General features: G+C 73.5%; 19 protein-coding genes. 13 read left to right on the forward strand and 6 right to left on the reverse strand.

Annotated elements, in window-relative coordinates; translation table 11 throughout:
• The first annotated feature begins 10 nt into the window (after positions 1 to 10).
• Positions 11 to 2,242 (forward strand): GumC family protein, encoded by a 2,232-nt coding sequence (locus G407_RS0116900; protein WP_029031779.1) that lies wholly within the window; start codon positions 11 to 13, stop codon positions 2,240 to 2,242.
• Between the two features lie 39 nt (positions 2,243 to 2,281).
• Here the strand turns inward: G407_RS0116900 and G407_RS28260 are convergent, their stop codons facing one another.
• From G407_RS28260 to G407_RS0116915, 3 genes are read right to left on the reverse strand one after another with little or no spacing between them, the layout of a single operon-like run.
• The gene (locus tag G407_RS28260) at positions 2,282 to 3,445 is read right to left on the reverse strand and encodes a glycosyltransferase family protein (protein ID WP_052341486.1); all 1,164 of its coding nucleotides are present in this window, start codon (positions 3,443 to 3,445) and stop codon (positions 2,282 to 2,284) included.
• A complete protein-coding gene (locus tag G407_RS28265) occupies positions 3,442 to 4,467 on the reverse strand; it encodes a glycosyltransferase family 2 protein (protein ID WP_052341487.1) in 1,026 nt (341 codons plus the stop codon). The genes G407_RS28260 and G407_RS28265 overlap by 4 nt, the downstream gene beginning before the upstream one ends.
• Positions 4,464 to 5,270 (reverse strand): family 16 glycosylhydrolase, encoded by an 807-nt coding sequence (locus G407_RS0116915; RefSeq protein ID WP_029031780.1) that lies wholly within the window; start codon positions 5,268 to 5,270, stop codon positions 4,464 to 4,466. Before G407_RS0116915 ends, G407_RS28265 begins: the two co-directional genes overlap by 4 nt.
• A gap of 237 nt (positions 5,271 to 5,507) precedes the next feature.
• Between G407_RS0116915 and G407_RS0116920 the strand changes: the two genes are divergently transcribed.
• The 4 genes from G407_RS0116920 (at position 5,508) to G407_RS31825 (ending at position 10,864) form a co-directional block, all read left to right on the forward strand.
• A complete protein-coding gene (locus G407_RS0116920) occupies positions 5,508 to 6,719 on the forward strand; it encodes a glycosyltransferase (protein WP_029031781.1) in 1,212 nt (403 codons plus the stop codon).
• Entirely contained in the window at positions 6,716 to 7,717 is a 1,002-nt protein-coding gene (locus tag G407_RS28270) for a glycosyltransferase family 2 protein (protein ID WP_052341489.1), read from the forward strand. Before G407_RS0116920 ends, G407_RS28270 begins: the two co-directional genes overlap by 4 nt.
• Entirely contained in the window at positions 7,714 to 9,081 is a 1,368-nt protein-coding gene (locus tag G407_RS0116930; RefSeq protein ID WP_029031782.1) for an O-antigen ligase family protein, read from the forward strand. The genes G407_RS28270 and G407_RS0116930 overlap by 4 nt, the downstream gene beginning before the upstream one ends.
• Positions 9,082 to 9,424: 343 nt before the next feature.
• Positions 9,425 to 10,864, forward strand: a complete 1,440-nt coding sequence (locus G407_RS31825) for an undecaprenyl-phosphate glucose phosphotransferase (RefSeq protein WP_052341490.1) — start codon at positions 9,425 to 9,427, stop codon at positions 10,862 to 10,864.
• Here the strand turns inward: G407_RS31825 and G407_RS28280 are convergent.
• The 3 genes from G407_RS28280 to G407_RS28285 all read right to left on the reverse strand — a co-directional run bounded on the left by G407_RS28280 (position 10,858) and on the right by G407_RS28285 (position 14,302).
• Positions 10,858 to 11,832 carry a glycosyltransferase gene (locus G407_RS28280; protein ID WP_052341491.1) on the reverse strand — a complete coding sequence of 325 codons (975 nt, stop codon included), beginning with the start codon at positions 11,830 to 11,832 and terminating at the stop codon, positions 10,858 to 10,860. The genes G407_RS31825 and G407_RS28280 overlap by 7 nt on opposite strands.
• 13 nt (positions 11,833 to 11,845) lie before the next feature.
• Positions 11,846 to 13,186 carry a polysaccharide biosynthesis/export family protein gene (locus tag G407_RS0116945; RefSeq protein ID WP_029031783.1) on the reverse strand — a complete coding sequence of 447 codons (1,341 nt, stop codon included), beginning with the start codon at positions 13,184 to 13,186 and terminating at the stop codon, positions 11,846 to 11,848.
• Positions 13,187 to 13,330: 144 nt separating this feature from the next.
• The gene (locus G407_RS28285) at positions 13,331 to 14,302 is read right to left on the reverse strand and encodes a nucleotidyltransferase family protein (RefSeq protein WP_169728799.1); all 972 of its coding nucleotides are present in this window, start codon (positions 14,300 to 14,302) and stop codon (positions 13,331 to 13,333) included.
• A 332-nt stretch (positions 14,303 to 14,634) separates the two neighbouring features.
• Between G407_RS28285 and G407_RS31830 the strand changes: the two genes are divergently transcribed.
• The 8 genes from G407_RS31830 to G407_RS0116990 all read left to right on the forward strand — a co-directional run bounded on the left by G407_RS31830 (position 14,635) and on the right by G407_RS0116990 (position 23,215).
• Positions 14,635 to 14,802, forward strand: coding sequence for a putative RiPP precursor (locus G407_RS31830; protein ID WP_245259115.1), 168 nt, complete (start codon positions 14,635 to 14,637; stop codon positions 14,800 to 14,802).
• Between the two features lie 106 nt (positions 14,803 to 14,908).
• Positions 14,909 to 15,223, forward strand: coding sequence for a PqqD family protein (locus G407_RS28290; protein ID WP_052341493.1), 315 nt, complete (start codon positions 14,909 to 14,911; stop codon positions 15,221 to 15,223).
• Positions 15,201 to 15,653 (forward strand): lasso peptide biosynthesis B2 protein, encoded by a 453-nt coding sequence (locus G407_RS0116965; protein ID WP_029031784.1) that lies wholly within the window; start codon positions 15,201 to 15,203, stop codon positions 15,651 to 15,653. The genes G407_RS28290 and G407_RS0116965 overlap by 23 nt, the downstream gene beginning before the upstream one ends.
• Entirely contained in the window at positions 15,650 to 17,572 is a 1,923-nt protein-coding gene (locus G407_RS28295; RefSeq protein WP_052341494.1) for an asparagine synthase-related protein, read from the forward strand. Before G407_RS0116965 ends, G407_RS28295 begins: the two co-directional genes overlap by 4 nt.
• A complete protein-coding gene (locus G407_RS0116975; RefSeq protein WP_029031785.1) occupies positions 17,569 to 18,507 on the forward strand; it encodes a hypothetical protein in 939 nt (312 codons plus the stop codon). The genes G407_RS28295 and G407_RS0116975 overlap by 4 nt, the downstream gene beginning before the upstream one ends.
• Positions 18,504 to 20,444, forward strand: a complete 1,941-nt coding sequence (locus tag G407_RS28300; RefSeq protein ID WP_210163127.1) for an ABC transporter ATP-binding protein — start codon at positions 18,504 to 18,506, stop codon at positions 20,442 to 20,444. Before G407_RS0116975 ends, G407_RS28300 begins: the two co-directional genes overlap by 4 nt.
• Positions 20,445 to 20,663: 219 nt before the next feature.
• Entirely contained in the window at positions 20,664 to 21,557 is an 894-nt protein-coding gene (locus G407_RS0116985) for a MurR/RpiR family transcriptional regulator (RefSeq protein WP_029031786.1), read from the forward strand.
• Positions 21,558 to 21,598: 41 nt separating this feature from the next.
• Complete coding sequence (locus G407_RS0116990; RefSeq protein WP_245259116.1) at positions 21,599 to 23,215, forward strand: ABC transporter substrate-binding protein; 1,617 nt, start codon at positions 21,599 to 21,601, stop codon at positions 23,213 to 23,215.
• The last annotated feature ends 21 nt before the right edge of the window (positions 23,216 to 23,236 follow it).

The raw sequence follows: 23,236 nt of genomic DNA on the forward strand, positions 1-23,236 counted from the left end.
AGGGAGTCCCATGCCGTTCCTCGAAGAAGGCCGTCCGGACGAAGAGCCCCGCCTACGCATCGACCTGCCCGCGGTCGCCGCATTCCTGCGGCGGCGCTTCTGGCTCATCGCTCTCGTCATGCTCGCCTGCATCGCGCTCGGCGGCGCCTACGCCTTCACGGCGCAGCCGAAGTTCGCGGCCGTGGCGGGGCTCATCATCGACGATCCGCAGACCGACGCCGGCCGGCTCGGGACGGGGCTGGTGGAGAGCGCCGAGAGCCGGACCGCGATCGAGACGCAGATGCAGATCATCCGCTCGCAGGAAGTGGCGCTCAGCGTGGTCGACGCCCTCGACCTGGTGGAAGAGCCGCGCTTCATCCCGAACCGGCCCGATGTCCTCACCGGTGCCGTCGGGTGGCTGCGCACGAGCCTGCGCGAGCGTCTCGACGCCGCTTTCCAGGCGGAGGCCCCGGTCGCCGGTCGCACGGGCGGGCAGGCGGCTGATGCGGATCCGCCGCTATCCCCCCGCGAGCGCGCGGCGGTGACGCTGCGCGCCAACCTCAGCGTCTACCGCCTCGGCTCGTCCCAGGCCGTCGAGGTGCGCTACGAAGGCAATCATCCCGAGATGGCGGCCGAGATCGCCAACGCCGTCGCGGAGGCCTACGTCCGCAACCGGCTCGAGGCGCGCTTCGACGCGGCCGAGAACGCCGCATCCTGGTTGCGGGCCCGCATCTCCGAGCTGCAGGGTCGCTTCAGCGAGACGGCGCGCCAGGTCCAGGCCTTCCGCGCCGAGAACGAGATCGTCGAGACCGGCGGCGGGCGCGGCCTGATCAACCAGCAGGCGCTCTCGGCGGTGAACGAGCGCCTCGTCACGGCCGCCAGCGAGACGGCGGAGGCGCAGGCGCGCGTCGCCCGCATCGAGCGTGCGCTGGCGGAAGAGGACTACGCCGTCGAGTCCATCGATGCGGGCGAGAGCTCCGTGATCTCCGAGCTGCGTGCGCGCTGGTTGGAGCTCGCCGAGCGCGAGGCCGAGCGCGCCTCCCGTCTGGCGGAGGGGAGCCCGGCCCTCGAGGCGGTGCGGCGCGAGGCCGCCCGCACCGAGGACGCGATCCGTGCCGAGCTGGAACGGCTCGCGGGGCGGCTGCGGACCGAGGCCGAGGTGGCGCGGGCCCGCGAGGAGGATCTCCAGGACGAGATGGCGCGCCTGATCGCGCGCTCCAACGAGACCGCGGAAGCGGGCGTGCGCGTCCAGCAGCTGGAGAGCGAGGCCGAGGTGCTCCAGGCCGCCTTCGAGAGCTACCTGCGCCGCTACACCGACGTGATCCAGCAGCAGAGCGCGCCCTTCCTCACCGCCCGCATGATTTCCCCGGCCCTGGTGCCGCTGGCGCCGACCGGCCCGCGCAAGGCGCTCATCCTGGTTGTCTCGGCGATCCTGGGCGGCGGCCTGGGCCTCGCGCTCGCGATGCTGCTCGAGAGCTTCGACCGGGCGGTCCGGCTCCCGCGGCATCTGGTCGAGGCGGGAATCCCGGCGCTCGGCGTCGTTCCCCTCGTCGCACGCGACAAGGCCTTCCGGAGCGACTCGAGCGATGGGCTCGGCTACGCGGCCGCCGCGCCGGGGACGCCGTTCGCCAATGGCCTGCGCCGGGTGAAGGCGCAGCTCGCGCAGGGTTTGACGGAAGGGAAGGGCGCCGTCATCGGCGTCGCCTCGATCTCTCCGGGGGAGGGGGCCTCGACGGTCGCCGGCAACCTCGGCCGCCTGTTCGCCCTTGGCGGCACGACGACGCTTCTCGTCGACGCGAACCTGCACACGACCAACCTCGGCCATGCCGAGCCCGGCGACGATCCGGTGCGGCGCCTCTCCGCGCTGGGCAGCGAGGACCTGATCGAGCGCCTGCGCGACCCCGGGGAGAACGATCCGACCGCGACCCAGAGCGGCGCCGACCTGTTCGCGTCCAAGCGCATGAAGGCCTTCCTCGACGAGGCGCGCGAGCGCAACGAGGTGACGATCCTCGACCTGCCCGCGCTCGAAACCGTGCCGGACGCCAACGCCATCGCCCCGTTCGTCGATTCCATGGTGGTGGTGACGCAATGGGGGCGCACCGACCGCCCGGCCTTGAAGGAGATGGCGGAGAGCCTGCGGGCGCACGGCGCGACCATCGCCGGCGGCGTTATCAACAAGGCGCGGCTGCGAGCCATGCGGGCGCACGGGCATCGCCCGACCGACGAGGGCTATCCGCTCCGCCGGGGCCGCACCGCCGCGTGAGCGGTGCGGGACGCCGCGCCGGCCCGCGGCGCGGCGTCCTCAGCGGCGCTCGACGGCGTCGAGGAGCAGGCGCGTGTCGTCGGCGTCGACGAAGACCGCGGGATCGCGCGCGAGGAGACGCTCGCGCTGCGCCACGTAGGCCTGCGGGTCGAAGCTCTCCACCAGGGTGCGGACGGCCTCGACGGGGGGCTCGGGGAGGGCGAGGCCGAGATCGTCGGCCGCGACCCGTCGCCCGACCTCCGTCCCCGTCCGCGCCAGGGTCGGCGCCCCGAAGTAGCCGCCCTCGTAGAGACGGTTCGGCAGCAGCCAATCCGAGTTCGCGCCGGCGTCGGTGTAGTCGAGCGCCCAGGTGTAGTGCACGCCGCCATACAGGTCGGCGAGGTCGTCGGGGCTCGCGTACGGCCCCTCGAAGGCGAGGTTGGGGCAGCGCGCCTGCGCCGCCTCGAGGCGCTCGCGGGGAATGTCCTCGGGCGCGAGCTTGCCGCGCAGCACGATCCGCACGCGCGGGCCGAGCCGTGCGGCGATCTCCTCGAGCAGATCGAGGCTGCGCGCGCAGCGCAGCACGCCGAACCAGCCGATGACGACCGGCCCGTCGAGAGGCGGATGCCGCAGCCGCCGTGCGAACCGATCCGGCGCCGCGGCGATCCGGCCGGCCGGGATCTTGTTCTCGAGCAGGCGCCAGGGGCCCGCATAGGCCTGCACCGGCTCGAAATAGCGCGAGACGAAGGCGGGCGCGCTGACCACGAGGCAATCGGTCCGGCGCAGCGCCCGCCGCTCGGCGGCGCGGAAGGCGCGGCCGAGGCCGTCCTCGCGCAGGAATACGCGCTGCACGTCGAGCACCTCGTAGACCAGCGTCGCCCTCGAGCGGCTCAGCCGCTTCGCGGCGAGCGCGAGCGCCATCATGTCGATGTTGCGCGCGTAGATCACCCGCGCCTCCCGCAGGGCGTCGGCATGCCGGAGCACCCGTGGCAGGGCGGAGGCCAGGATCGGCAGGCGCCGCGCGTAGTTGCGGTCGCGCGTCGTGCCGAGGGGGACGTTCTCCCAGGAGATCTCGGGGGGACGCGCGTCCTCCGGGCGCGGGCGGGCGAAGGTGAAGCCGAGGACGCGCCGGCCGGCGTCCTGGAACCCGGAGATGCGCTTGCGCACCGTGCTGTCGTAGGCGTCGTGGCCGAAGACGGCGACGATCGGGGCCGCGCCGCTCATGGGCGCAGCTCCGGGCGCGTCTCGGGTCGTGTCTCCTGTCGCGCCTCGACCTGCGGCCTCGCATATTCGCGGCGCTCGTAGCCGAAGGCGCTGGCGACCAGCCCGCCGCCCCTGGCGAGGGTGGAGAGCCGCCGCAGCGGCCGGCTGGCGTCGCGCCAGCCGAAGGCGAGCGCGGAGCCGGCGGCCAGGACCCCGCCCGCGCCGAGCCGCACGAGGCCGCGGGCGAGCGCCGTCGCGCGGCCCGATCCGGTATTGTAGGCGCGCCGCTGCGTGCGCGCCTCGACGGCGCCGGTGCGGTACCAGCGCTGTGCCAGCCAGGCGACGGCCACGCGCCGCGGAGGCACCCACTCGTGGATGATCGCCTCGTGCGCCACGGCGAGGCGCCAGCCCCGCGCGCGAAGGGCGCGGAAGAAGGCGGTGTCCTCGCCGCCGAGCTCGTTGAAGGCCGTGTCGAAGGCGACCCCGGCCCGGGCGAGCTCCGCGCAGGACATCATCACGTTCCCGCTGCGGCCCTCCTCCGCGAAGCGGGCGCCAGGCGGGTCCACCAGGGCGAAAAAGCCGCCGCGCACCGCCCATTCCGGCGGCCGTTCCTCGAAGACCGGATAGACGGGCCCGACCGCCGCCGGCGCGCCGGTGCGCACCATGGCGTCGCGCAGCGCCGCGAGCCAGCCGGGGACCGCCGCCTCGTCGTCGTCGATGAAGGCGAGCGCGTCCTCGCCGCCCGCCCGTACGGCCGCGAGCGCGGCGTTGCGGGCGCGGGTGAGGCCCTTCGCCCGCTCGTGAACGTAGGTGACCCTGTAGCGGCTGCGCGTGGCATGCGCGGCGACGAGCCCCTCGGCAGAGCCGCCCGCTGCGTTGTCGACGACGACGATGCGGATCGCGTCGTCCGCGATGCCGGGGGTCTCGAGCCGCTCGAGCGAGGCGAGGCAGCGCGCGAGGCCGAGCGGCCGCTCGTAGGTGCAGATGCAGACCGCAACGCTCCGCGGGGCGTCGGACACGACGACGGGAGCGGGCGAGCTCATGGCTCGCGCCCGCACACGATCGACTCGGGGAACTGGCACGGCTCTCCCGGGGCGGTGTAGGCGACCCGCTCGACGGTCATCGTCGGCGTCTCGCTCGTCTCGACGAAACGCCCGAGCCAAGGCTCGTACTGCCCGCGGCCGCTGTAGACGGCGAGGTAGATCTTCCCCGGCGTGTCCGGGATGCGGTCCGGATCGGTGATCTCTCCCACCTGCTCCCCGTCGACGTAGAAGCGGATCACCTCGGGCGTCCACTCGAAAGCGTAGTCGTGGAAGCCCTGCGAGGCGTCGAACCCGAGCTCGACGGCCTGCCCGATGTCGCCGTGCGAGCCGTCCACGTAGGCGTTGACCTCGACGCTGCGGGGCCGTGCGCCGGGCAGCTCGATGTCGACCTCGTCGTGGGGGTCGCCGAAATAGGGTCCGGTGTAGGTGAAGAAGGCGCTCATGACGCCCTGTCCGCGCGCGGCGCGCATCCGCACCTCGTAGGTCCCGTAGGAGAAGACGTCCGTCGACTGGACCTCGGCGCAGATGAAGTCGCGCTCGGCCGTCGGCGCCCGCTCGACGGTGAACACGAGGCTATCCCCGGGCTTGCTCAACGCGTCGACGCTCCAGGTGCAATCGTAATCGGGCGTGTTCACCCAGCCTTGGGACACGTACCAGCGGTCGCGATCGAGCTGCTCGTCCTCGAAGGTCTCGACGAACGACGTGCCGGTGCGCGCATCCTGCGCCTGTGCCGGCACGGGCAAGGCGAAGGCCAGCAGGAGCGGCGCGGCGAGCGGCATGGCGCGCGAAAGCGGTTTCCTCATCGAGACGGTCTCCTTGACGCTTCAGGGGGGCGCCCCGCGCGCTCGCCCGGGACTGCCCTCGAACGCGACAGGCCGCGTTTCGATCCTCGCGTCGTCCACGAAACCAACGGCGGGCCGTCGCGTTCGCGGTGCGGATCGTCGGCCTGCTATCCGCGCCGACCGTCGCACCGTCGACCGTCGCGCGCCGACCGTCGCCCTCCCGCCGCCACCCTCCGTCGCCCGCCCTCGGGAGCCCCCATGCTCGAACTCGCCGTCCTTCTGCTCGTCCTCGTCGCGGCCACGACCGTGTCGCTCTATCGGCTGGCGCTGCGCCGGATCGTGCGCGGCGTGCCCGAGGCTCCTCTCGCCGAGGCGGCCTCGCCGGGCTCGGCACCGGCGCCCCGCGTCGCCTTCCTCACCTGCACACGCGCCGACGAGGCGCTGATCGTGGACAAGATCGCCAATCTCGCGGCCTGCAAGGCGGCGGTCCCCGGCAGCCGGGCGCTGCTGTTCATCGACGGCGGCGAGGTGCTGTCGGTCGACGCGGCGCGGAACGTCGGCGTGGAGATCGAGGCCTCGCCTCGTCGCGTCGGCAAGATCGCGGGACTGGAGCGCCTGCTCGCGCGGGCCGGCGCAGACGTCGCCGTGATGAGCGACGTCAACGTCTTCCTCGAGCCCGACGCGGTGCGCCGCGCGTTGCAGCGCTTCGCGGACGAGGGGCTCGGCGCGGTCCAGCTCGTCGTCGAGAACCGGCAGGACGACGCCGAGCTCGCGGGCGCGCTCGGGGGCTATGCCCGCTCCGACCTCGAGGTCTGCGCCCTGGAGACGCGCCTCGCCTCCATGGTGCATCTCGACGGCAGCGCCTGCGCCGTGCGCCCCTCCTGCCTGGGCACGCTGGTGCCCGGCATGGCGGACGATCAGGCGATGGCCTTCGACGTTCTGCTCGCCGGGCGGCGCATCGCGCTCCATCCCGAGCGGGCGGCCTACGAGATCGGGCGCACGAGCCTGCGCTCCGAGCTCGGGCGCAAGGTCCGGGTCGCCTGCAACTCCTTCTGCACCCACCTGCACTTCCGCGAGCGTCTGCACGAGCTGCCGGGCCGGGTGAAGGCGTTCTACGTCTTCCACAAGTTCCTGCGCTGGCTGCTGCCCTTCCAGCTCGCCCTCATCGGTCTCCTCCTCGGCGTGATCCTCTGGCGTGCCGTCGGCCTGCAGGGCCTGCTGGCGATCGCCGCCGGCGGCCTTCTCGTCACCGCTCTCGCGGCCGTCGCGAGCCAGCGGGCGCGCCGCGTGCTGGTGCTCGTCGCCTTCCTCGCCGCCTCCGGGTGGGGCGTGATGCGGGCGATGGCGGGGCGGCGCTTCGTCTCCTGGCAGGGGTCGCGCACGGAGGCCGAGATGCGGGCCGCGACGCCGGCCGAGGTGCGCGCCGGCGCGCCGGCCGGGGTCTCCCGACGCGGCGAGCGCGCGGCATGATCGCCGCCAGCGTCATCCTCGCCGCCCACGACGCCGCCGGAACGATCGGCTCCGCGGTGGCGTCGGCCCTCGCGCAGAGCCTGCGCGAGATCGAGGTCGTCGTCGTCGACGACGCCTCGCGCGACGCCACCGCCGAGGCGGCTCGCGCGGCCGCCGGAGGCGACCCGCGGCTGCGGCTGGTGACCATGGGCGAGAACAGCGGGCCCGCCGGTGCTCGCAACGCCGGCATCGCCGCCGCGCGCGGCCGCTACGTCGCGATCCTCGATGCGGACGACGCCTTCGCGCCGACCCGGCTCGAGGCCCTCGTCGGGCTGGCCGAGCACGACGGGGCGGAGATGGCCTGTGACGACCTCCTCCTCGTCGACGGCGACAGCGGCGCGAGCCTCGGGCCGATGTTCGGCCCCTCCGGCCTGCCGCCGGTCCTCGATGCCGCGGCCTTCGCGCTGGCGGACCTGCCCGATCCGCGTGCGCCGCGCCGCGGCTCGGGGTTTCTCAAGCCTCTCGTTCGCCGCGACTTCCTGCGCCGGCACGGGCTCGTCTATCCCGAGCGGATGCGCTTCGCCGAGGACTACGCCTTCGCGCTCGCCTGCCTCCTCGCCGGCGCCCGCTGGCGCACGCTCGGCCGGCCACTCTACCGCTATGCGGTGCACGGGCGCTCGCTCACCGCGCGCCACCGCGCCGCCGACCTGGAGGCGCTGCGCGACGCGGACACCGCCGCTCTCGCCGGGCTTCCCGCCGACGCCGACGCCGGCACCCGCCGGGCGCTCGCTCTGCATCTGGCCAGCGTGCGCCGCCGCGCCGCGTGGGCACGCTTCGTCGAGGACTACAAGGCCGGCGCGATCGGCGCCGCCCTGCGCGCCGCGGCCGCCGATCCGGACACGCTCCGCCACGTCGCCGGCCGCTGCCTCGCCCACCTGCGCGAGCGCGGCCTGCCGGGCCGCCCGGGGCGCGACCAGGGGCGGGATCTGCCGCGAGATCTGCCGGGAGACCTGCCGTGACGATCGGGCAGCAGGCCGCCATGACCGCCCCTCCGCGCCGCGACGGCACGACGCTCGCCGTGTCGCTGCCGCAGGCGCGCGTCCTGCTCGCCACGGTCGTGCTGACGTCGGTCGTGCTGCTCCCGTTCGTCGGGCGCATCGCGGTGCTCGCCTTTCTCGCGGCCGGCGCGGGCCTGGTGCTGCTCGCCCTGGATCGCCTGCGGGCGCACGCCACCGATGTCGGCTTGTTCCTGCTGCCCTGCGTCGTGGCGCTCGTCTCGGCGGTCGGCTCCCTGCACCCTCAGCAGACGCTCTGGTACGGCGGCCAGTACACGGTGAGCGCCATCGTCCTGATCGCCCTCGCGCTGTCGATCGCGCCGCTCGTCGCGATGCGCCTGGCGAGCCTCGCGATCGCGCTGGGTCTCGGGCTCAGCCTCGCGTTCCCGACCTATCACTACGTCGGGCACACGGGGGAGATCGCCTTCGTCGGCATCTTCTCGAGCAAGAACTACTATTCCTTCGTGGTCGGCACGCTGGTGATCCTGGGGGCGGGCCAATGCGCCGCCGGCGGGAAGCTCGGCAGGAGCTTCGGCTTCGCCTGCGTGGTGATCGGCTTCGCCTTCCTCCTGCTCGGGCGCTCGCTGGGGGCGATCGTGGGCACCACGGCGACGCTCGCCGTCGCCGGCGCCTTCGTCGCCACCCGCGTCCTCGACCGCAGCGTGCTCGCGCCGACGCTGGTCCTCTGCGTCGCGCTGGCCGCGGCCGCGGGCGTCTGGCTCGTCGCGGAGTTCGACCTCGTCGCCCGCCAGATGGCCGCGGTGGGGCGCGATCCGACGCTCACCGGCCGCACCATCCTGTGGGAGCTCGCCTGGGAGAATTTCCAGGCGTCGCCGCTGCTCGGCACGGGCTATCGCGGCTTCTTCGTGCCCTACTACCCGCCGGCGACGGAGGTGCTGGAGCTCTTCCGGCTGCCTCCGGACGCCGCCTGGAACTACCACAACGCCTTCTTCCAGGTTCTCGCGGGAACCGGCGTTCTCGGCGTCGCCGCGCACGCGCTGCTCCTCGCCCGGATCCTGGGGCTGTTCGTCGCCGGCATCGCCCGGAACCGGCTGCGCGCCGCCGATGCCGGGATCGTGGCCGCCTTCAGCTACCTCGCGCTCCGCTCCGTTCTCGAGGTCGACTTCACCCAGGAATACGGGCTCGGCCTCTTCCTGTACGCACTCGTGCTGGCCGCGCTGGTGCAGCGCGCCGCGGCGCCCGCGCGCGGGTCACGGCTCCGAGATGCCGCGCGACGCCGCGCCGTCGGGGCGCCGCTCGCGCCGCCGCCGCCAGGCGAGGATGCCGCCCGCGGCCAGCGCCGCGAGGCTCGCCGCGAGCGGGGCTGACACGAGCGCTGCCGTCGTCGACCAGCCGACCAGAGCCGCCACGAAGGTCGCCGCACCGGTGATCGCCGCTGCGATCAAGATAACGAACACGCCGTCTCTCCCCGTTCGCGTCCAACCCATGTGCATAGACATGTTAACGTTTTTAAATCGTTTCGATCAAGCGCGTTGCAATGCAGCAAATTCGTGGGATTCGCGACGGAACACGTGCTCGCATCTCGCGTTCGGTCGGCCGGATGCGCTGACGCGGAGAGCCGCGATGCGATCCTCCGCGCCACGGTCGGAGACTGCCGTCAACCGAACCTGGGCCGCTCGCCCGAGGTCTGCCCAGCCCACGAGGACACCGATGCCGATACCGGACACCCGGCGAACCGTCGCGCTCGCCGCCTCCGCAGACCGTCACGAGCCGCCCGCCTTCGTGCCGCATTACCTGGCCGGCTTGCTGTTCGCCTCGCTCGACCTTTGCCTCGCGGTGCTGGCGTTCACGAGCGCCGACGTGATCTTCCACGCCGCCGCCCGCGCGGGGCAGCCGCATCCGGGCGACGCCATCCTGCTGGGATCCCAGTTCGGCCTGCTCACGGTGGCGGTGATCGCGGTCTCGCGCGGCTACGGGGCGGCGACGCTCCAGCGCAGCGCCGAGAGCGCGGCGAGCTTCCTGTGGGCCTGGCTGGCGGCCTTCTTCGTGATCGGCTGGATCGCCTTCCTCACGGAGGCGGCGAGCAACGCCTCGCGCGGGACGGTCACGCTCGCGTTCGTGATCGGCGTGGTGGCGATGCTGCCGCTTCGGCATGCGGCCCTCGGCACGTACCAGCGCCAGGTCCGCTCGATGCGACTGGCGACGCGCCGCGTCGTCGTGATCCACGACGGCGACGAGCGCGCCGCGCAGCGGTTCCGGCGCAACCTGCGCCGCAACGGCGTCGAGACGGTCACGGCACTCGCCTATCGCTCGGGACCCGACCACCGGCTCGTCGAGGCCTGCCGCGCGGCGCTCACCGCCCGTGATCTCGACGCCGTCTACCTGTTCACGCCCTGGAGCGACGCGCAGCGCTTCCGCAGCCTCCGCTCCGAGCTGCGCAAGGTGCCGGTTCCCGTCTACCTGTTCCCGGACGACCACGCCTCCGAGGTGCTGCGCGGCCCCAGCGTCGACGCGGGCTTCGCCTGCGGCTTCGAGATCCAGCGCGCGCCCCTCGATCCGCTCGACCGGGTGGCGAAGCGCACTCTCGACATCGCGGTCTCCGCCACGATGCTGCTCCTGCTGGCTCCGCTCCTCGTGGCGGTCGCCGTCGTGGTGAAGCTCGATTCGCCGGGGCCGGTGTTCTTCCGGCAGACGCGGCGCGGCTATTCCGGGCGACCCTTCGAGATCCTCAAGTTCCGCTCGATGCGCTGCGCGGAGAACGGCGCGGTCGTGCGCCAGGCCTGCCGCGGCGACGACCGCCTGACCGCGGTCGGGAGCTTCCTGCGGGCCTCGAGCATCGACGAGCTGCCGCAGCTCATCAATGTACTGCGCGGCGAGATGTCCCTCGTCGGGCCGCGACCGCACGCGATCGCCCACGACGAGTACTACACCGGCCTGATCGAGGCCTATGCCGACCGCCACCATGTCAAGCCCGGCCTGACCGGCTGGGCCCAGGTGAACGGCCATCGCGGGGCGACGCCGGAGGTCGGGCACATGCAGGCCCGTGTAACCCACGATCTGTGGTACATCGACAATTGGTCGCTGTGGCTGGACGTGCGCATCATCGTTCGCACAGCGCTCCTCGTGCTGCACGACCGCAACGCCTACTGAGCGGCGCCCCGGGCGCGCCGGCGGCCGGGCAGCCGGTTCGCCGCGGCCTCGCCGCCGTAGCGCAGGGCGAGCGGCCAGAGCGCCGGATCGCGGCCGAGCCGCGCCGCCGCAACGCCGTGCCGGCCCTCCTTGGCCGTCTCCACCGCCTCCAGGAAACCGTGCGCCCGGCCCAGGCCGGCGCGATAGCGCGCGATCGCCTGCGCCGTCGCCGGCTCGGCCGCGGCGGCCATCCGACGTGACGCGACGCGGTCGAGCCCGGCCTCGAGCTCGGCGAGCCGCGTCGCCGCGATCCGGTGCGAGAGCGAGCCCGGCCGCGCGGCGTAGAGGTAGCCCGGCGTCGAGGAGACGACGTAGCGCGCGCCGGCCAGCATGGCTTCGAGGCAGAACAGGAAGTCCTCCCCGAGCCGCACCGAGGGATCGTAGGCCAGCTGCCGCTCGGCGACGAAGGCGGAGGCGATGATCGGCTTCAGGTAGCCGGTGCCGAAGCGCCCGGCCATCGGGACGTTGTCGGCGCAGTACGAAGCCGGATCCAGCATGAAGGCGTAGGGCGTCGCGCCGGCGGGCAGCGCGCGACCGGCCGCGGCGCCGGAGGCGTCGAGCCGCACGAGATCGTCCGCGGCGATCTCCGCCCCGGTCATGGTGGCGAGGTCGAGGAGGGCGCGGGTGCGCCCCGGAGCGAGGGTGTCGTCGGCATCGAGCACGCCGAGGAAGCGCCCGCTCGCCTCGGCGATGGCCGCGTTGCGGGCGGCGGAGGGGCCGCGGTTCTCGGGCAGGCGGACGAGCCGGATGCGGGGCTCTCGCGCGGCGAGGCGCGCCACCACAGCGGCGGTGTCGTCGTCGGAGGCGTCGTCGACGACGATCGCCTCGACGCGCACCCCCTCCTGCGCCACGGCGGAGCGGAGCGCCGCCTCGATGGTCGCTTGCGCGCGGAAGGCGGGGATCAGGTAGGTGACGTCGACGGCCGGCATCGCGCGGGCTCCCTCAGCGCCCGCTGGAGGCGAGGCTCGCCGCGGGCGCGGGCACGGGCACGGCTTCGGAATAGGCGTCGCCGAGCGCCGGCCCGATATCCGGCAGCGGGACGGTCGCGCGCACGGTGTCTCCCGGCAGGACCGGCGTCGTCTCCTCCGCCGGCATCTCCGTCGGCGCGCCGTCGACGACGCGCACGATGCTGAAGGAGGGCTCGAATGCGGCGCGACGCTCGCGTTCCAGGCTCTTGGCGGGTGCGATCACCTCCGCCTCGCGCAGCAGCGCGCTCGCCGTGGCGAAGCGCTCGCGCAGCTCCTCCATGCTCCCTTGCGCCTGGCGCAGCTCTCGCGCGATCTCGCGGCGTTGCGTGGCACGCAGGGCGATGATGTTGCGCTCGGCCTGGTTCAGGTCGACCTGCGCCTGGATGATCGAACGGGTGATGCCGCCGCGCTCGGACTCGTAGCCGGCGAGCCGGCGCTCGAGGTCCGACAGGCGCGTCGCCGTCGCGAGGCCCCGCTCGACGAGGCTGCGGACCCGTTCCGTCTCGTCGCGCAGCGACTCGAGCTGCGTGTCCTTGAGCCCGATCTGGCCCTCGAGCTGCTCGATCTGGTCGGCCAGGAGCGTCTGCAGCCGCTCGTTCGCCGCAACCTCCTGCTCGAGCGCCTCGCGGCGCGAGACGAAGATCAGCTCCTCCTCCCGCAGCAGGCGCGCGATCGCCGGCTCGTCGCGGCGCTCGGCCAGGCGCTCGGGGAAGGTGATCTCCGGAGCGCCCTCGAGCTCGGCGTCGAGCCGCGCGCGGCGGGCGGCCATCTGGTCGAGCTCGAGCGCGATGATGCGCAGCTGCCCGCGCCCCGAGATCGCGTCGCGCTCGAACCGGTCGAGCGCGTCGGCCGTGCGGCGCATGCCGCCCGCGAGGCTCACCGCCTGCAGCACCGTGAGCGGCGGCCGGTAGGGATAGGCGCCCGGCGCGTCGACCGCGCCCGCCACGTAGATCGGCCGCCACTCGGCGACGTCGACGACGGCGCTCGGCGCCTCGATGAGGCCGGCGCGCTCCTGGAGGCGCACGGCGATGGCGTCGGCGATCTCGTCGCGCGCCCGGGCCTGCGCCTCGACGTCCCCGACGAGGGGCAGCGAGACCATGCCGTCCGGCCCGACGACGTACTCGCCCTCGAGCGCCTCCCAGGCATAGGCGTCGCCCGAGGCCGGTCGCCATTCGAGCACCCGCACGCTCAGCGTATCGCCCGGGCCGATCGCCGGCATGCCGGCGGGCGCCGCGCCGGCGACGCCTGCGACGAGCGTGGCGAGGACGAGGGTCGGCAGGGCGACGAGCGGGCGAAGGCGCGAGAAGCGCGTCATGCGGGAAACCTTCGATGTCTCGAGCGCGAGTGCGGTGCGGCTCGAACGCTGACGGGAGATGGCGATCGACGTAGCGGTCTGCGGGCGAGCCCGCGAGGCACGCGCGACAACGCGCCGGCCGGCCCAGGTTTCCCTGGTTCGACGTCAGGTTTCGGGGCGTACCTCGTGGGAGCGCCCGGCGGCTTCGCGCAGCCTGGCCACGTCGGCGGCGAGGACCCGGCCGGCCTCGCGGACGAACCGGATCGGCGCGCGCCCGCACAGCGCCCACATCAGCTGCCGGCGCTTGGGCCGATCCACCATCGCGAGCCACGGGGTGACGACCATAGCGAGCAGGACGTCGTCCGCGACGAACGAGAGCGGATCCTCGCGTCCGGCGACGCCGGCCCGAAGCACACGGTCCGCGACGGCGGTGGCGGCGGCGAGCGTCTCGCCGAGCCCGTGACGCAGCGCACGGCCTTCGAGCGCCGCGCGCTGCGCGGGCGAAAGCGCCTCGAGCGCGCGAGCGAGGTCGACGACGTGGTCGAGGCAGGGCTCGCGTGCGATCAGCGCCTTGGCGACGCTCGTCGCGGCGAGGAGGCAGCGGTCGAGGGGATGCAGGACGGGGACCTCCGTCCCGTCCGCCCGGCCGGGAACGGCGTCGGCGATCCAGGATCCGGGAACGCGCACCGGCGGCGTTCCGGGCTGGCCGAGGCGGTGGTGCAGGTCGATCTTCGGCGCGCCGCCGCCGGCGGTGAAATGCTGCTCGCCGAGATGCCGGATCCACCAGGCGGCGAGGTGGGGCTGCTCGCTGCGATAGCCGAGCTGCTCGACGGCCCGCGCGGCGCGGGCGCGGTCTTCCTCCGCGACGAGGACGTCGACGTCGCCGCTCGGCTTGACGAAGGGCGAGCCGTAGAGCGCCGCCTGCTGGAGCGGCCCCTTCATGTGCACGTGCGCGATTCCGTCGCGTCGCAGCGCCAGGCTCAGCCGCGCGCCGGTGGCGAGGCAGACGCGATTCATGGCCATCGTGCGCAGGCGAAACCGGTCGAGGCTCAGGGCGACGGACGGCGCGCGGGTGCGCAGCGTCGCGCGCACGCCATCGAGCGCGTGCAGCACCTTGTTGAGACGTGCGACGTCCACGAGCCGGGCGAGACCGTCCTGGCCGAGGCCGTCGAGCTCCCTCTCGGGCGGCGTTGCGCGCCGAGACAGAAGCCCGACCAAGACTGCAGCCTCTGCGCGGCAATCGGTATTTGCTTTTCCCACCAGCTCTGCTCGTGCCGCCATGCCGCTCGCGCTCCCGCAACGTTAGCTGAACACGGCCCGAGCGCCGCCCACAGATCAACCGACGGGGTTAGGAACAATTAGCAGGCAGTCCAGTTCCCGACAGCGTGTGCGCGCTCGCTCTGCGGCGCGTCGCAGGGGGTGGCTTGCGCCCGACCGCATCACCCTTCGTCCAACAGAAAGGATAGGGCATGAACGACAACACCATGAACCAGCACGACGAGAAGCTCGCGTACGTGGCTCCGGAGCTCGAGGTTCTCGGCACGCTCGAGGATCTGACCCACGGTACCACGTCGGGCACGGTCACCGACGCCGACTTCTCCGCGGGGACGCCGATCCCCGATCTCACCTTCTCGTGAGGGGACGGATCGGCGCTCCGCGGAGCGCCGATCCACCGCTCGACCCAAGCCAGCGCGGCGCTCGCCGGCCGCGCCGCAGATCACCGCGCCGGAGGAAGTCGGCCCAATGGACCGCGAACTCGCCGTGACGGCCTCGCCGAGCTGTGTCGAATGCGACTTCGGCGATGGCCTCGTCGTGCTCGATCTCGAGAGCAACACCTATTTCCGCCTCGACGCCGTGGGCACGGTCGTCTGGCGCGCCCTCTCGGAACCCGGCGAGACGCGCACGCTCGGCGATCTCGTCGCGCGTGTGACGTCGACCTACGACGTCGACGAGGCGCGCTGCCGCTCCGACCTTTCCGGCCTGCTCGAACGCATGGCGGAGCGTCGCCTCGTGCGCCTGTCCGCGGGAGGTGACGATGCGGCGCCCCTCACCGCGTGAGCTCTCCCTCGTCGCCCGCGCGCTGCTGACCGTCGCGGCCGTGCGCGTCGCCCTGTGGGCGCGCGGCGCCGGCGCCGTCAGGCGGCGGATCGCCGCGCGCCGGGTCGCCGGGTCGGCGGGGCTCGGCGACATGCGCGAGATCGCCTGGTCGGTCGACGTGGCCTCGCGCTTCGTTCCGGGCGCGACCTGCCTGACGCGGGCGCTGTCGGGGCAGGCGCTGCTCGCGCGACGCGGCGCGGCCTCGACGGTCCTCGTCTCGCTCTCGCCCGGGGACGGGTCGCGGCCGAGCCCGCATGCCTGGCTCCTGTGCAACGACACGATTCTGCTCGGCGGCCGGAGCGCCGACTTCCAGAACCATCGCGGCCTTGTCGCCTTTCGGACGGACGGCGGCGTCGAGCGCGCGCCGCAGGCGCGGGAGCGCTCGGCATGAGCGCGATCGCCGTCGCGCTGCGGGCGCGCAATCCGGGAGCCGGCGCCGGGTCCGTCGAGGCGATGCTCGGCGCGATGGCGCATCGCGGCGCGAATGCGCACGCCTTCGAGAGCGGCGATGCCTGCCTCGGCGCGCGCTGGCGCGGGACGCCCACGGGCCGTCCCGGTGCGGTGCGCCTGCGGCCGGACGGGCCGATCCTGTGCGCCGACATGCGCCTCGACGACGCCGCCGGGCTCGCGCGCGACCTCGGCCGCCCGCCGGGCTCGCCCGACGCCGTCCTCGCGCTCGCCGCCTACGAGCGCTGGGGCTGCGCCTTCGCCGAGCATCTCGAGGGAGACTTCGCCATCGTCGTCTGGGACCCCGCCCGCCGCGAGCTGATCGGCGCGCGCGACCGCTTCGGCGTGAAGCCGTTCTTCTACCACGTCGACGCGGACGCCGTGCTCGTCGCCAGCGAGGGCGCCGCGATCCTCGCGGGGCTCGACGCCGAGCCCGAGATCGACGACGTCTTCGTGGCGCAGTATCTCACGGGCTGGTCCGCGGACGCGGCGCGCACGGCGCATCGCGGGCTCTCGCGGCTCGAGCCCGGCCACCTCCTGCGCGTGGGACCGGACGGCGCGGCGGCGACGCGGCGATACTGGTCGCTCGTCCCGACGCAGGAGGAGCCTGCGGATGCCCGCGACGACGGGGAGCGGCTGCGCGCGCTCCTGGAGGAGGCGGTCGCGGTGCGCCTGCGCGGGACGCCGACGGGCGTCATGCTGAGCGGCGGGCTCGATTCGAGCGCGCTCGCCTGCATCGGCGCGACATTGCGTCCGCAGCCTCTGCCGGTCTTCTCGATGCGCTTCGCGGATCATCCGGAGCTCGACGAGGGCGCCCATATCGAGGCGGTGCTCGCCGCCCACCGGTTCGAGCCGCACGCTCTCCACCTGTCGGCGCCGGATGCGGTGGAGGCGGGGCGAGAGATCGTCTCAACGCGGCGCGCCCCGGCGCCGGCTCCCGGGCTCGTCTTCACGCGTGCGCTCTACGGGGCGGCCGCCGAGGCGGGCCTCGGCGCGCTCGTCAACGGGCACGGCGGGGACGAGGTGATCTCCGACGGCTTCGCCCGCCTCGACGAGCTCGCCCGCGCGGGGCGCTGGCGCGCGCTCTGGCGCGCCTGCGGGGAGGCGGCGCCGCTCTATGGCGACCCCCGCACCGACCTGTTCCTCGCCCGCATCGCCCGTTCCGCCCCGGCCCCCTTCGTGCGGGCGCTGGCGCGCCGCCTGCGCGGCGGGCGGGCCCGACACGACGCCTTTGCCTGGCGTCGGCTGCTCTCGCCCGAGGCGGCGCGGCGCACGAACATCGTCGAGCGGATCCGCGAGGGCGTGGCCCGCCCCGTCGCCGGCCACGACGAGGCGACCCGGCTGCACGTGGGCTCCCTCACGGCGCCCCGCATCCCCGAGGCCTTCGAGGTGCTCGACGAGGCCGCGGCGCGGGCGGGGATCGAGCCGCGCTATCCGTTCTTCGACCGACGCGTGATCGCGTTCTGCACCAGCCGTCCGGCGGCGGCGAAGCTCGCCGGCGGACGCACCCGCGCGCTCCTGCGCGACGCGATGCGGGGCATCCTCCCCGACTCGGTGCGGCTGCGCCGCACCAAGGCGGACTTCCTCCCGATGGCCCTGGCGGCCCTGCGCCGTCCGCAGACCCGCGCCTTCCTCGCGGCGCTGCTCGAGCGGCCCGGCGACATCGCGGCCCACGTCGCGATGGACGTCCTGCGCGAGCACGTGCACGCGCTCGAGCGCGGCCGGGCGGACTCGGGCACCGCCTTCGCGCTGTGGCGGGTGATCCAGCTCGCCCTGTGGCTCGAGACGCCCGCCGCCGTCCCAGCCCGGCCTGCCTCGGGTCGGCCCGCCCCGGCTCGGCCTGCCATGGAGACCCTGCGATGACGAGCCCCGCCGTCGCGCCCCCCGGGCGCGCGCCGCACGCCTACGACGCCTACGGCCTGCGCATCCGCTCCGACGTCGTGCTGCCGGAGCTGCGGCCCGGCACGGCGTCGCCGGGCGCGCCGCCCGACCTGACGATCGTCCGCGCCGGGCCGGGCAGCCTCGCCGTCGAGCCGGGCGTGTCCTTCCGGGAGGGGGAGGCGTCCCTCGCCTGGCCGGAGGTCGGGAGCTTCCGCGTTCGCGACGGCCGGATCGTCGCCGCGCCGCTGGAGGGCGTCGGCGACGAGCTCCTCGCCTTCCCGCTGCTCGGCCCCGTCCTCGCCGCCGCGCTGCACCTGGGGGGCCGTTTCGTCATGCACGCGAGCGCGATCGCGGTGGACGGCGAGGTCGTCGTCGTCATGGGCGACAAGGGCGCCGGCAAGTCGACGACCGCGAGCGCTCTCCTGTCCGCCGGCCACGCCCTCGTGGCGGACGACCTGGTCGTGCTCGACGTCGGCGCCACCACGCGGGCGCTGCCCGGTTTTCCCCAGCTGAAGCTCGACGACGCCGCGCTCGCGCGCCTCGGCGACCCGATCGCCGAGGTCCGGCCCGCCGTGCATCCGCAGATCCGCAAGCATCGGGTTCTCGTCCGGCGCTACACTGTCGAGCCGCTGCCGGTGCGCCGGCTCTATCTCGTGGAGCGCGGGGAGGGCGCGCGGATCGCGCCTGTCGCGGGCCTCGATGCGCTGCGCGCCGTCCTGCGCTTCGCCTACGCGGCGCGGTACGGGGCACAGGCCTTCGCCCCGCTGCGCGCCGGCGCGCACGTGCGCGGCGCGGCGACGATGGCCGATGCCGGGCTCGTCGCGCGGCTCGTCGTGCCCGAGGGTCTCGATCGCATCGCCGAGGGCGTGGGCGCGATCGAGCGCGACGTCGCCCGCCGCGCCCGAGAGGCCGCGTGAGCGCCCCCCACGCCCGAGCCTCCGGAGCCGGTCGCGCGGCGGAGGCGCCGGAGGGCGCGGTCGTCGACAGGGCGTCGGGGCTCGGCTCGCATCTCGGCGCGCTGGGCGGCCTGCTCTCTGCGCTGCGCCGCTCCTGCGGCGCGAAGATCTGGGTCGCGCTGGTCTTCCTCGTCCTCGGCACGCTGAGCGAGGGCGCCTCCATCCTCCTGCTCCTGCCGATCCTGCATCTCGTCGAGAGCTCGCGGGCGCAGGGCGGGGTCTACCTCTCCGAGCTGGCGCCCGACGGCATCGACCTGCCGGCGGTCGCGGTGGGGCTCGAGGCGATGCTCGCGGCCCTCGTGGTGCTGGTCGCGCTGCAGGTCTGGTTCAACCGGCGCAAGGCCGCCTACTTCTCGGATCTGCTCCAGGCGTTCTCGAACGGGATCCGCACGGACCTGTTTCGCGCCGTCGCCGGCGCGCGCTGGGATGCGCTCTCGGGCATGCGCCGGGCGGATGTGGAATACGCGCTCACCGGAGAGATCGAGCGGCTGAACCTGAGCATCTTCGCCGTCCTCGGCATGCTCCAGAGCGCGATCGGCCTCGTCGTCCTGGTGGGGCTGACGTTCGCCATCTCGGTTCCGATGACGCTGTTCGCGCTCGCCTTCGGCGTCCTCGGCTTCGTCGCCCTGCACCCGTTCCGAAGCGCCTCGGCGCAGTTCGGCGAGCGGCTGATGCGCAGGCGCACGGACCAGTTCGGCATCGTCACGGAGTTCCTGCACGGGCTGAAGACCGCCCGCAGCATGAACGAGGAGGCGCGCCACGTCGCGCTGTTCGAGGACAACCTCGCCCGCGCCCGCGACGAGGCGCGGGTCTACGCGTGGAGGCAGGCGACCGGCAACGGCCTGTTCCGCGTCGGCCTGGCGGTGGCGGGCGTGGCCTTCGCCTACGTCGGGCTGCGTGTCGTCGCGCTCGGCATCGCCGAGCTCGCCGTCATGCTGCTCGTGCTGATGCGGATCGCACCGCGCTTCATGGCGCTGCAGGCCCAGTCCGGCGAGTTTCTCAAGAACGAGACCGCCTACAGGCGTCTCGTCGGCCACGTCGCGGTGCTCGGGGCCGCGCGCGAGATCGAGGCGGTGCCGGCCCGGCCCGTGCGCCGGCCCCGGCACGAGATCCTCCTCGACCGGGTGACGTACCACCACCCGGCACCGGGCGGCGACGACGATGCCCCGCGGGCCGGACTGACGGACTGCACGGTGCGTCTTCGCGTCGGCGAGATCACGGCGGTGATCGGCGCCTCCGGCTCCGGCAAGAGCACGCTCGCCGATATCGTCACCGGGCTCGTGCGGCCCCGAGAGGGAGCGATGCGCCTGGACGGCGAGCCGCTCGCGCCGGACCAGGCCCGCGCCTGGCGCGATCACGTCGCCTACCTGCCGCAGGAGACGTTCCTCTCCGGCGGGACGGTGCGGGACAATCTCCTGGTCGCGGCTCCGGACGCCGACGACGCGCGCCTCGCCGACGTCCTCGCGAAGGCGGCACTGCCGGTCGACCGCCTGCCGCAGGGGCTCGGCACGCCGGTCGGTGAGCGCGGCGGGCTCCTGTCCGGCGGCGAGCGCCAGCGGATCGCGCTCGCCCGCGCCCTCCTGCGCCGCCCGGCGCTCCTCGTCCTCGACGAGGCCACGAGCGCGCTCGACTGGGAGAGCCAGGCGCGGATCGCCGACGCCCTCGTGCGGCTCGCCGGCGAGACGACGATCCTCACCATCGCGCATCGCCCCTCGATGGTGAGCTTCGCGCACCGGGTCTACGCGCTGGACGGCGGGCGGGTGGTCGAGGACGGGGAGACCGATGCCCTGATGCACGACCCGGGCAGCTACCTCTCCCAGATGCTCGCCCACGAGATCGCCCGGCGCGAAGCGCCTGGGCACCATCGGGGCCCGCAGGTCGCGGCCGGGCGCGGCTAGGCTCGTGTCGGGCGTGCGGCGAGCGCTGCCGGTCTCGGGCAGCCGTCTCGCGTGCCGCAAGGACCTGGGGGAACGGCGGACCGGAGCGATGCAGCCCGAAAGGAGCGAGCAGGCCAGCGTGGCCAGTCGCCCATTCGGTCGGAAGAGGCTTGGTGAAAAATTATCTTGCAAGATGGTCGATACTGGAAACAATGTTTTTCAGATTGGACCGTGGCCCCGATGTCGACCCTCTCCCCCATCCTGTCCCTGATCCTGAACCAGCGCGCGGCGTTCACCGCGTCGCAGGGGCGGCTCGCGGATTGGATCCTCGCCAACCCGATGCTGGCGGCGACCATGGGAATCGAGGAGCTGGCCGAGGCGTCGGGGGTCTCGATCGCCACCGTGAACCGGTTCGTGAAGACGCTGGGGCTCAACGGCTACGCCGAGTTCCGCACCCGCTCGCTGGACGCGTTCCGGCGCACCATCGCGCCGGTCGAGAAGCTGCGTGAGCGCAAGGGCGCGGGCGCCGATCCGGCGGGCGTCTTCGCGGACGGGTACGCCTCGGCCGAGGCGAACCTCGCCTTCGCGCGCGATCTCCTCAACGCCGAGGCCTGCGCGGTCGCCGCCGACGTGCTGGCGCGTGCGCGGACGGTCGCCATCGTCGGGCTCGGCATCTCGTCGGCCCTGGCGCAGTTCGCCGCCGAGCACCTCGCGCAGTTCGCGCCGGCTCAGGTCGTGCTGACCGGCTTCGGCGGGCCGGCGCGCATGGTCCCCCGCATGATGCGGCTGGAGCCGCAGGACGCGGCGCTGGTCATCACGCTCCCGCGCTATTCCGCGACGACCGTGCGCCTGACGCGCTCGCTGCACGAGCGGGGCGTGCCGGTGGTCGGGATCACCGATGCGCCGAGCTCGCCCATCGTCCCGTTCTGCCGGGCGGTGCTCTTCGGCGGGGCGAGCCATCCCGTGCTGTTCGCCTCGAGCGTCGGGATCGTCGCGGCGATCGAGGCGCTCGCGGCGGTGCTGATGCTGCGCACCCAGACCGCCGCCGACGCGGCGAAGCTGACGGAGCAGATCTACCCGTTCCTCTTCGAGGACGGCGAGTCCGACGGCTCGCGTCCGGAGGACGAGTGGTGACCCGAAAACGGGCAACGACGAAAACGGAGGGAAGAAACTCGATGACCCCATTCATGCGCCGCAGCGGCCTTTTCGGCGCGCTCGCGTTCACGCTCCTCGCCGGGACCGCCTCGGCCGAGGAGCTCACCATCGCCCTGTCGTCGGAACCGACGGCGGTCGATCCGCACTATCACGACCTGTCGTCGAACAACGCGCTGACGATGCACGTCTTCGACGCGCTGCTGACGACGGACGCCCAGCAGAAGGTCCAGCCGAACCTCGCCACGGCCTGGACGAACGAGGGGCCGACCACCTGGCGCTTCGAGCTGCGCGACGACGTCGTCTTCAGCGATGGCACGCCGTTCACGGCCGAGGACGTGATCTTCTCCTATTGCCGCGTGCTCAACAACGAGACGGCGGTCTCCGGCTCGTTCGACGAGGCCATCAAGAACATGGCCTCGATCGAGGCGCCGGACGATCATACGCTCGTCTTCGAGACGAACGAGCCCGATCCGCTGCTGCCGATCCGCCTCGCCCAGATCGCGATCATCTCCGACGAGATCGCCGAGCACGGCGAGATCAGCTTCGACCCGCAGAGCGATTGCGGTGTCACCGGCGCCTGGCCGACGGTGAACGACTTCAACGATGGCACCGTCGCCATCGGCACCGGACCGTACGCGATCGAGAGCTACGTCAAGGGCAGTGGCATCGACCTCGTGCGCAACGAGCGCTATTTCGGCGAGGCGCCGGAATGGGAGCGCGTGAGCTTCAAGCCGGTCCCGAACGCGGGCCCGCGGCTCGCCGGTCTGCTCTCGGGCGACTACGACGTCATCGAGAACCCTGCGGCGCGCGACCTCTCGCGGATCGAGAGCTCGGACGACTACGAGTACGTGATCACGCCGTCCTCGCGGGTGATCTACCTGCAGCTCGACATGCGCGACGATAGCCCCTTCGTCGAGGCGCCCGACGGCTCGAACCCGTTCCAGGACGTGCGCGTGCGTCGCGCCATGTCGATGGCGATCGACCGCGAGGCGATCGTCGAGCGCATCATGGACGACGCGGCGGCGCCGGCGAACCAGTTCCTGCCGGCGGGCATGTTCGGCACGATCGCTGATGCGCCCGCGCTGGAATACGATCCCGACCGCGCCCGCGAGCTCCTCGCCGAGGCGGGCTATCCCGACGGCTTCAGCGTGACGTTCCACGCCACCAACGATCGCTACATCAACGACGCTCAGGTGGCGCAGGCGGTGGCGCAGTTCCTCACCCGCATCGGCATCGACACCGAGCTCGACGCGATGACGCGCTCGATCTTCTTCTCGCGCCGCTCGGGTCGCGAGTTCAGCCTCTCCATGGGCGGCTGGGGCTCCGATACCGGCGAGGCGAGCTCGTTCCTGCGTCAGTGGGTGCCGACCACCGACGACGTGGCCGGGCTCGGCGGCAGCAATTACGGCGGCTGGTCCGATCCGGAGTTCGACGTCGTGCTGCGCGAGGCGATCGCCACCATGGACGACGCGGAGCGCGAGGCGCTGCTGCAGCAGGCCGGCGCCCGGGTGCTCGAGCAGATGCCCTACATCCCGCTCCACTACGAGAGCACGATCTGGGCCTTCCGCTCCGACCTCGACTACCAGGGCCGCGCCGACCAGTACACGCTGGCGACCGCCATCACCTCCGACGAGTGATCGTCCGGCCGGGCCCGCACG

It is taken from the genome of Salinarimonas rosea DSM 21201, from assembly GCF_000429045.1.
Classification (GTDB): Bacteria; Pseudomonadota; Alphaproteobacteria; order Rhizobiales; family Beijerinckiaceae; genus Salinarimonas; species Salinarimonas rosea.

What these genes read in the sequence shown, in the direction of transcription:
- G407_RS0116985 (WP_029031786.1), top strand. Translation starts at nt 20,664, where the DNA reads ATGTCGACCCTCTCCCCCATCCTGTCCCTGATCCTGAACCAGCGCGCG.
- G407_RS28280 (WP_052341491.1), bottom strand. Translation starts at nt 11,832, where the DNA reads ATGCCGGCCGTCGACGTCACCTACCTGATCCCCGCCTTCCGCGCGCAA.
- G407_RS28295 (WP_052341494.1), top strand. Translation starts at nt 15,650, where the DNA reads ATGAGCGCGATCGCCGTCGCGCTGCGGGCGCGCAATCCGGGAGCCGGC.
- G407_RS31830 (WP_245259115.1), top strand. Translation starts at nt 14,635, where the DNA reads ATGAACGACAACACCATGAACCAGCACGACGAGAAGCTCGCGTACGTG.
- G407_RS28290 (WP_052341493.1), top strand. Translation starts at nt 14,909, where the DNA reads ATGGACCGCGAACTCGCCGTGACGGCCTCGCCGAGCTGTGTCGAATGC.
- G407_RS0116990 (WP_245259116.1), top strand. Translation starts at nt 21,599, where the DNA reads ATGACCCCATTCATGCGCCGCAGCGGCCTTTTCGGCGCGCTCGCGTTC.
- G407_RS0116975 (WP_029031785.1), top strand. Translation starts at nt 17,569, where the DNA reads ATGACGAGCCCCGCCGTCGCGCCCCCCGGGCGCGCGCCGCACGCCTAC.
- G407_RS28270 (WP_052341489.1), top strand. Translation starts at nt 6,716, where the DNA reads ATGATCGCCGCCAGCGTCATCCTCGCCGCCCACGACGCCGCCGGAACG.
- G407_RS0116945 (WP_029031783.1), bottom strand. Translation starts at nt 13,186, where the DNA reads ATGACGCGCTTCTCGCGCCTTCGCCCGCTCGTCGCCCTGCCGACCCTC.
- G407_RS28265 (WP_052341487.1), bottom strand. Translation starts at nt 4,467, where the DNA reads ATGAGCTCGCCCGCTCCCGTCGTCGTGTCCGACGCCCCGCGGAGCGTT.
- G407_RS0116915 (WP_029031780.1), bottom strand. Translation starts at nt 5,270, where the DNA reads ATGAGGAAACCGCTTTCGCGCGCCATGCCGCTCGCCGCGCCGCTCCTG.
- G407_RS28260 (WP_052341486.1), bottom strand. Translation starts at nt 3,445, where the DNA reads ATGAGCGGCGCGGCCCCGATCGTCGCCGTCTTCGGCCACGACGCCTAC.
- G407_RS0116920 (WP_029031781.1), top strand. Translation starts at nt 5,508, where the DNA reads ATGCTCGAACTCGCCGTCCTTCTGCTCGTCCTCGTCGCGGCCACGACC.
- G407_RS0116900 (WP_029031779.1), top strand. Translation starts at nt 11, where the DNA reads ATGCCGTTCCTCGAAGAAGGCCGTCCGGACGAAGAGCCCCGCCTACGC.
- G407_RS0116965 (WP_029031784.1), top strand. Translation starts at nt 15,201, where the DNA reads ATGCGGCGCCCCTCACCGCGTGAGCTCTCCCTCGTCGCCCGCGCGCTG.
- G407_RS31825 (WP_052341490.1), top strand. Translation starts at nt 9,425, where the DNA reads ATGCCGATACCGGACACCCGGCGAACCGTCGCGCTCGCCGCCTCCGCA.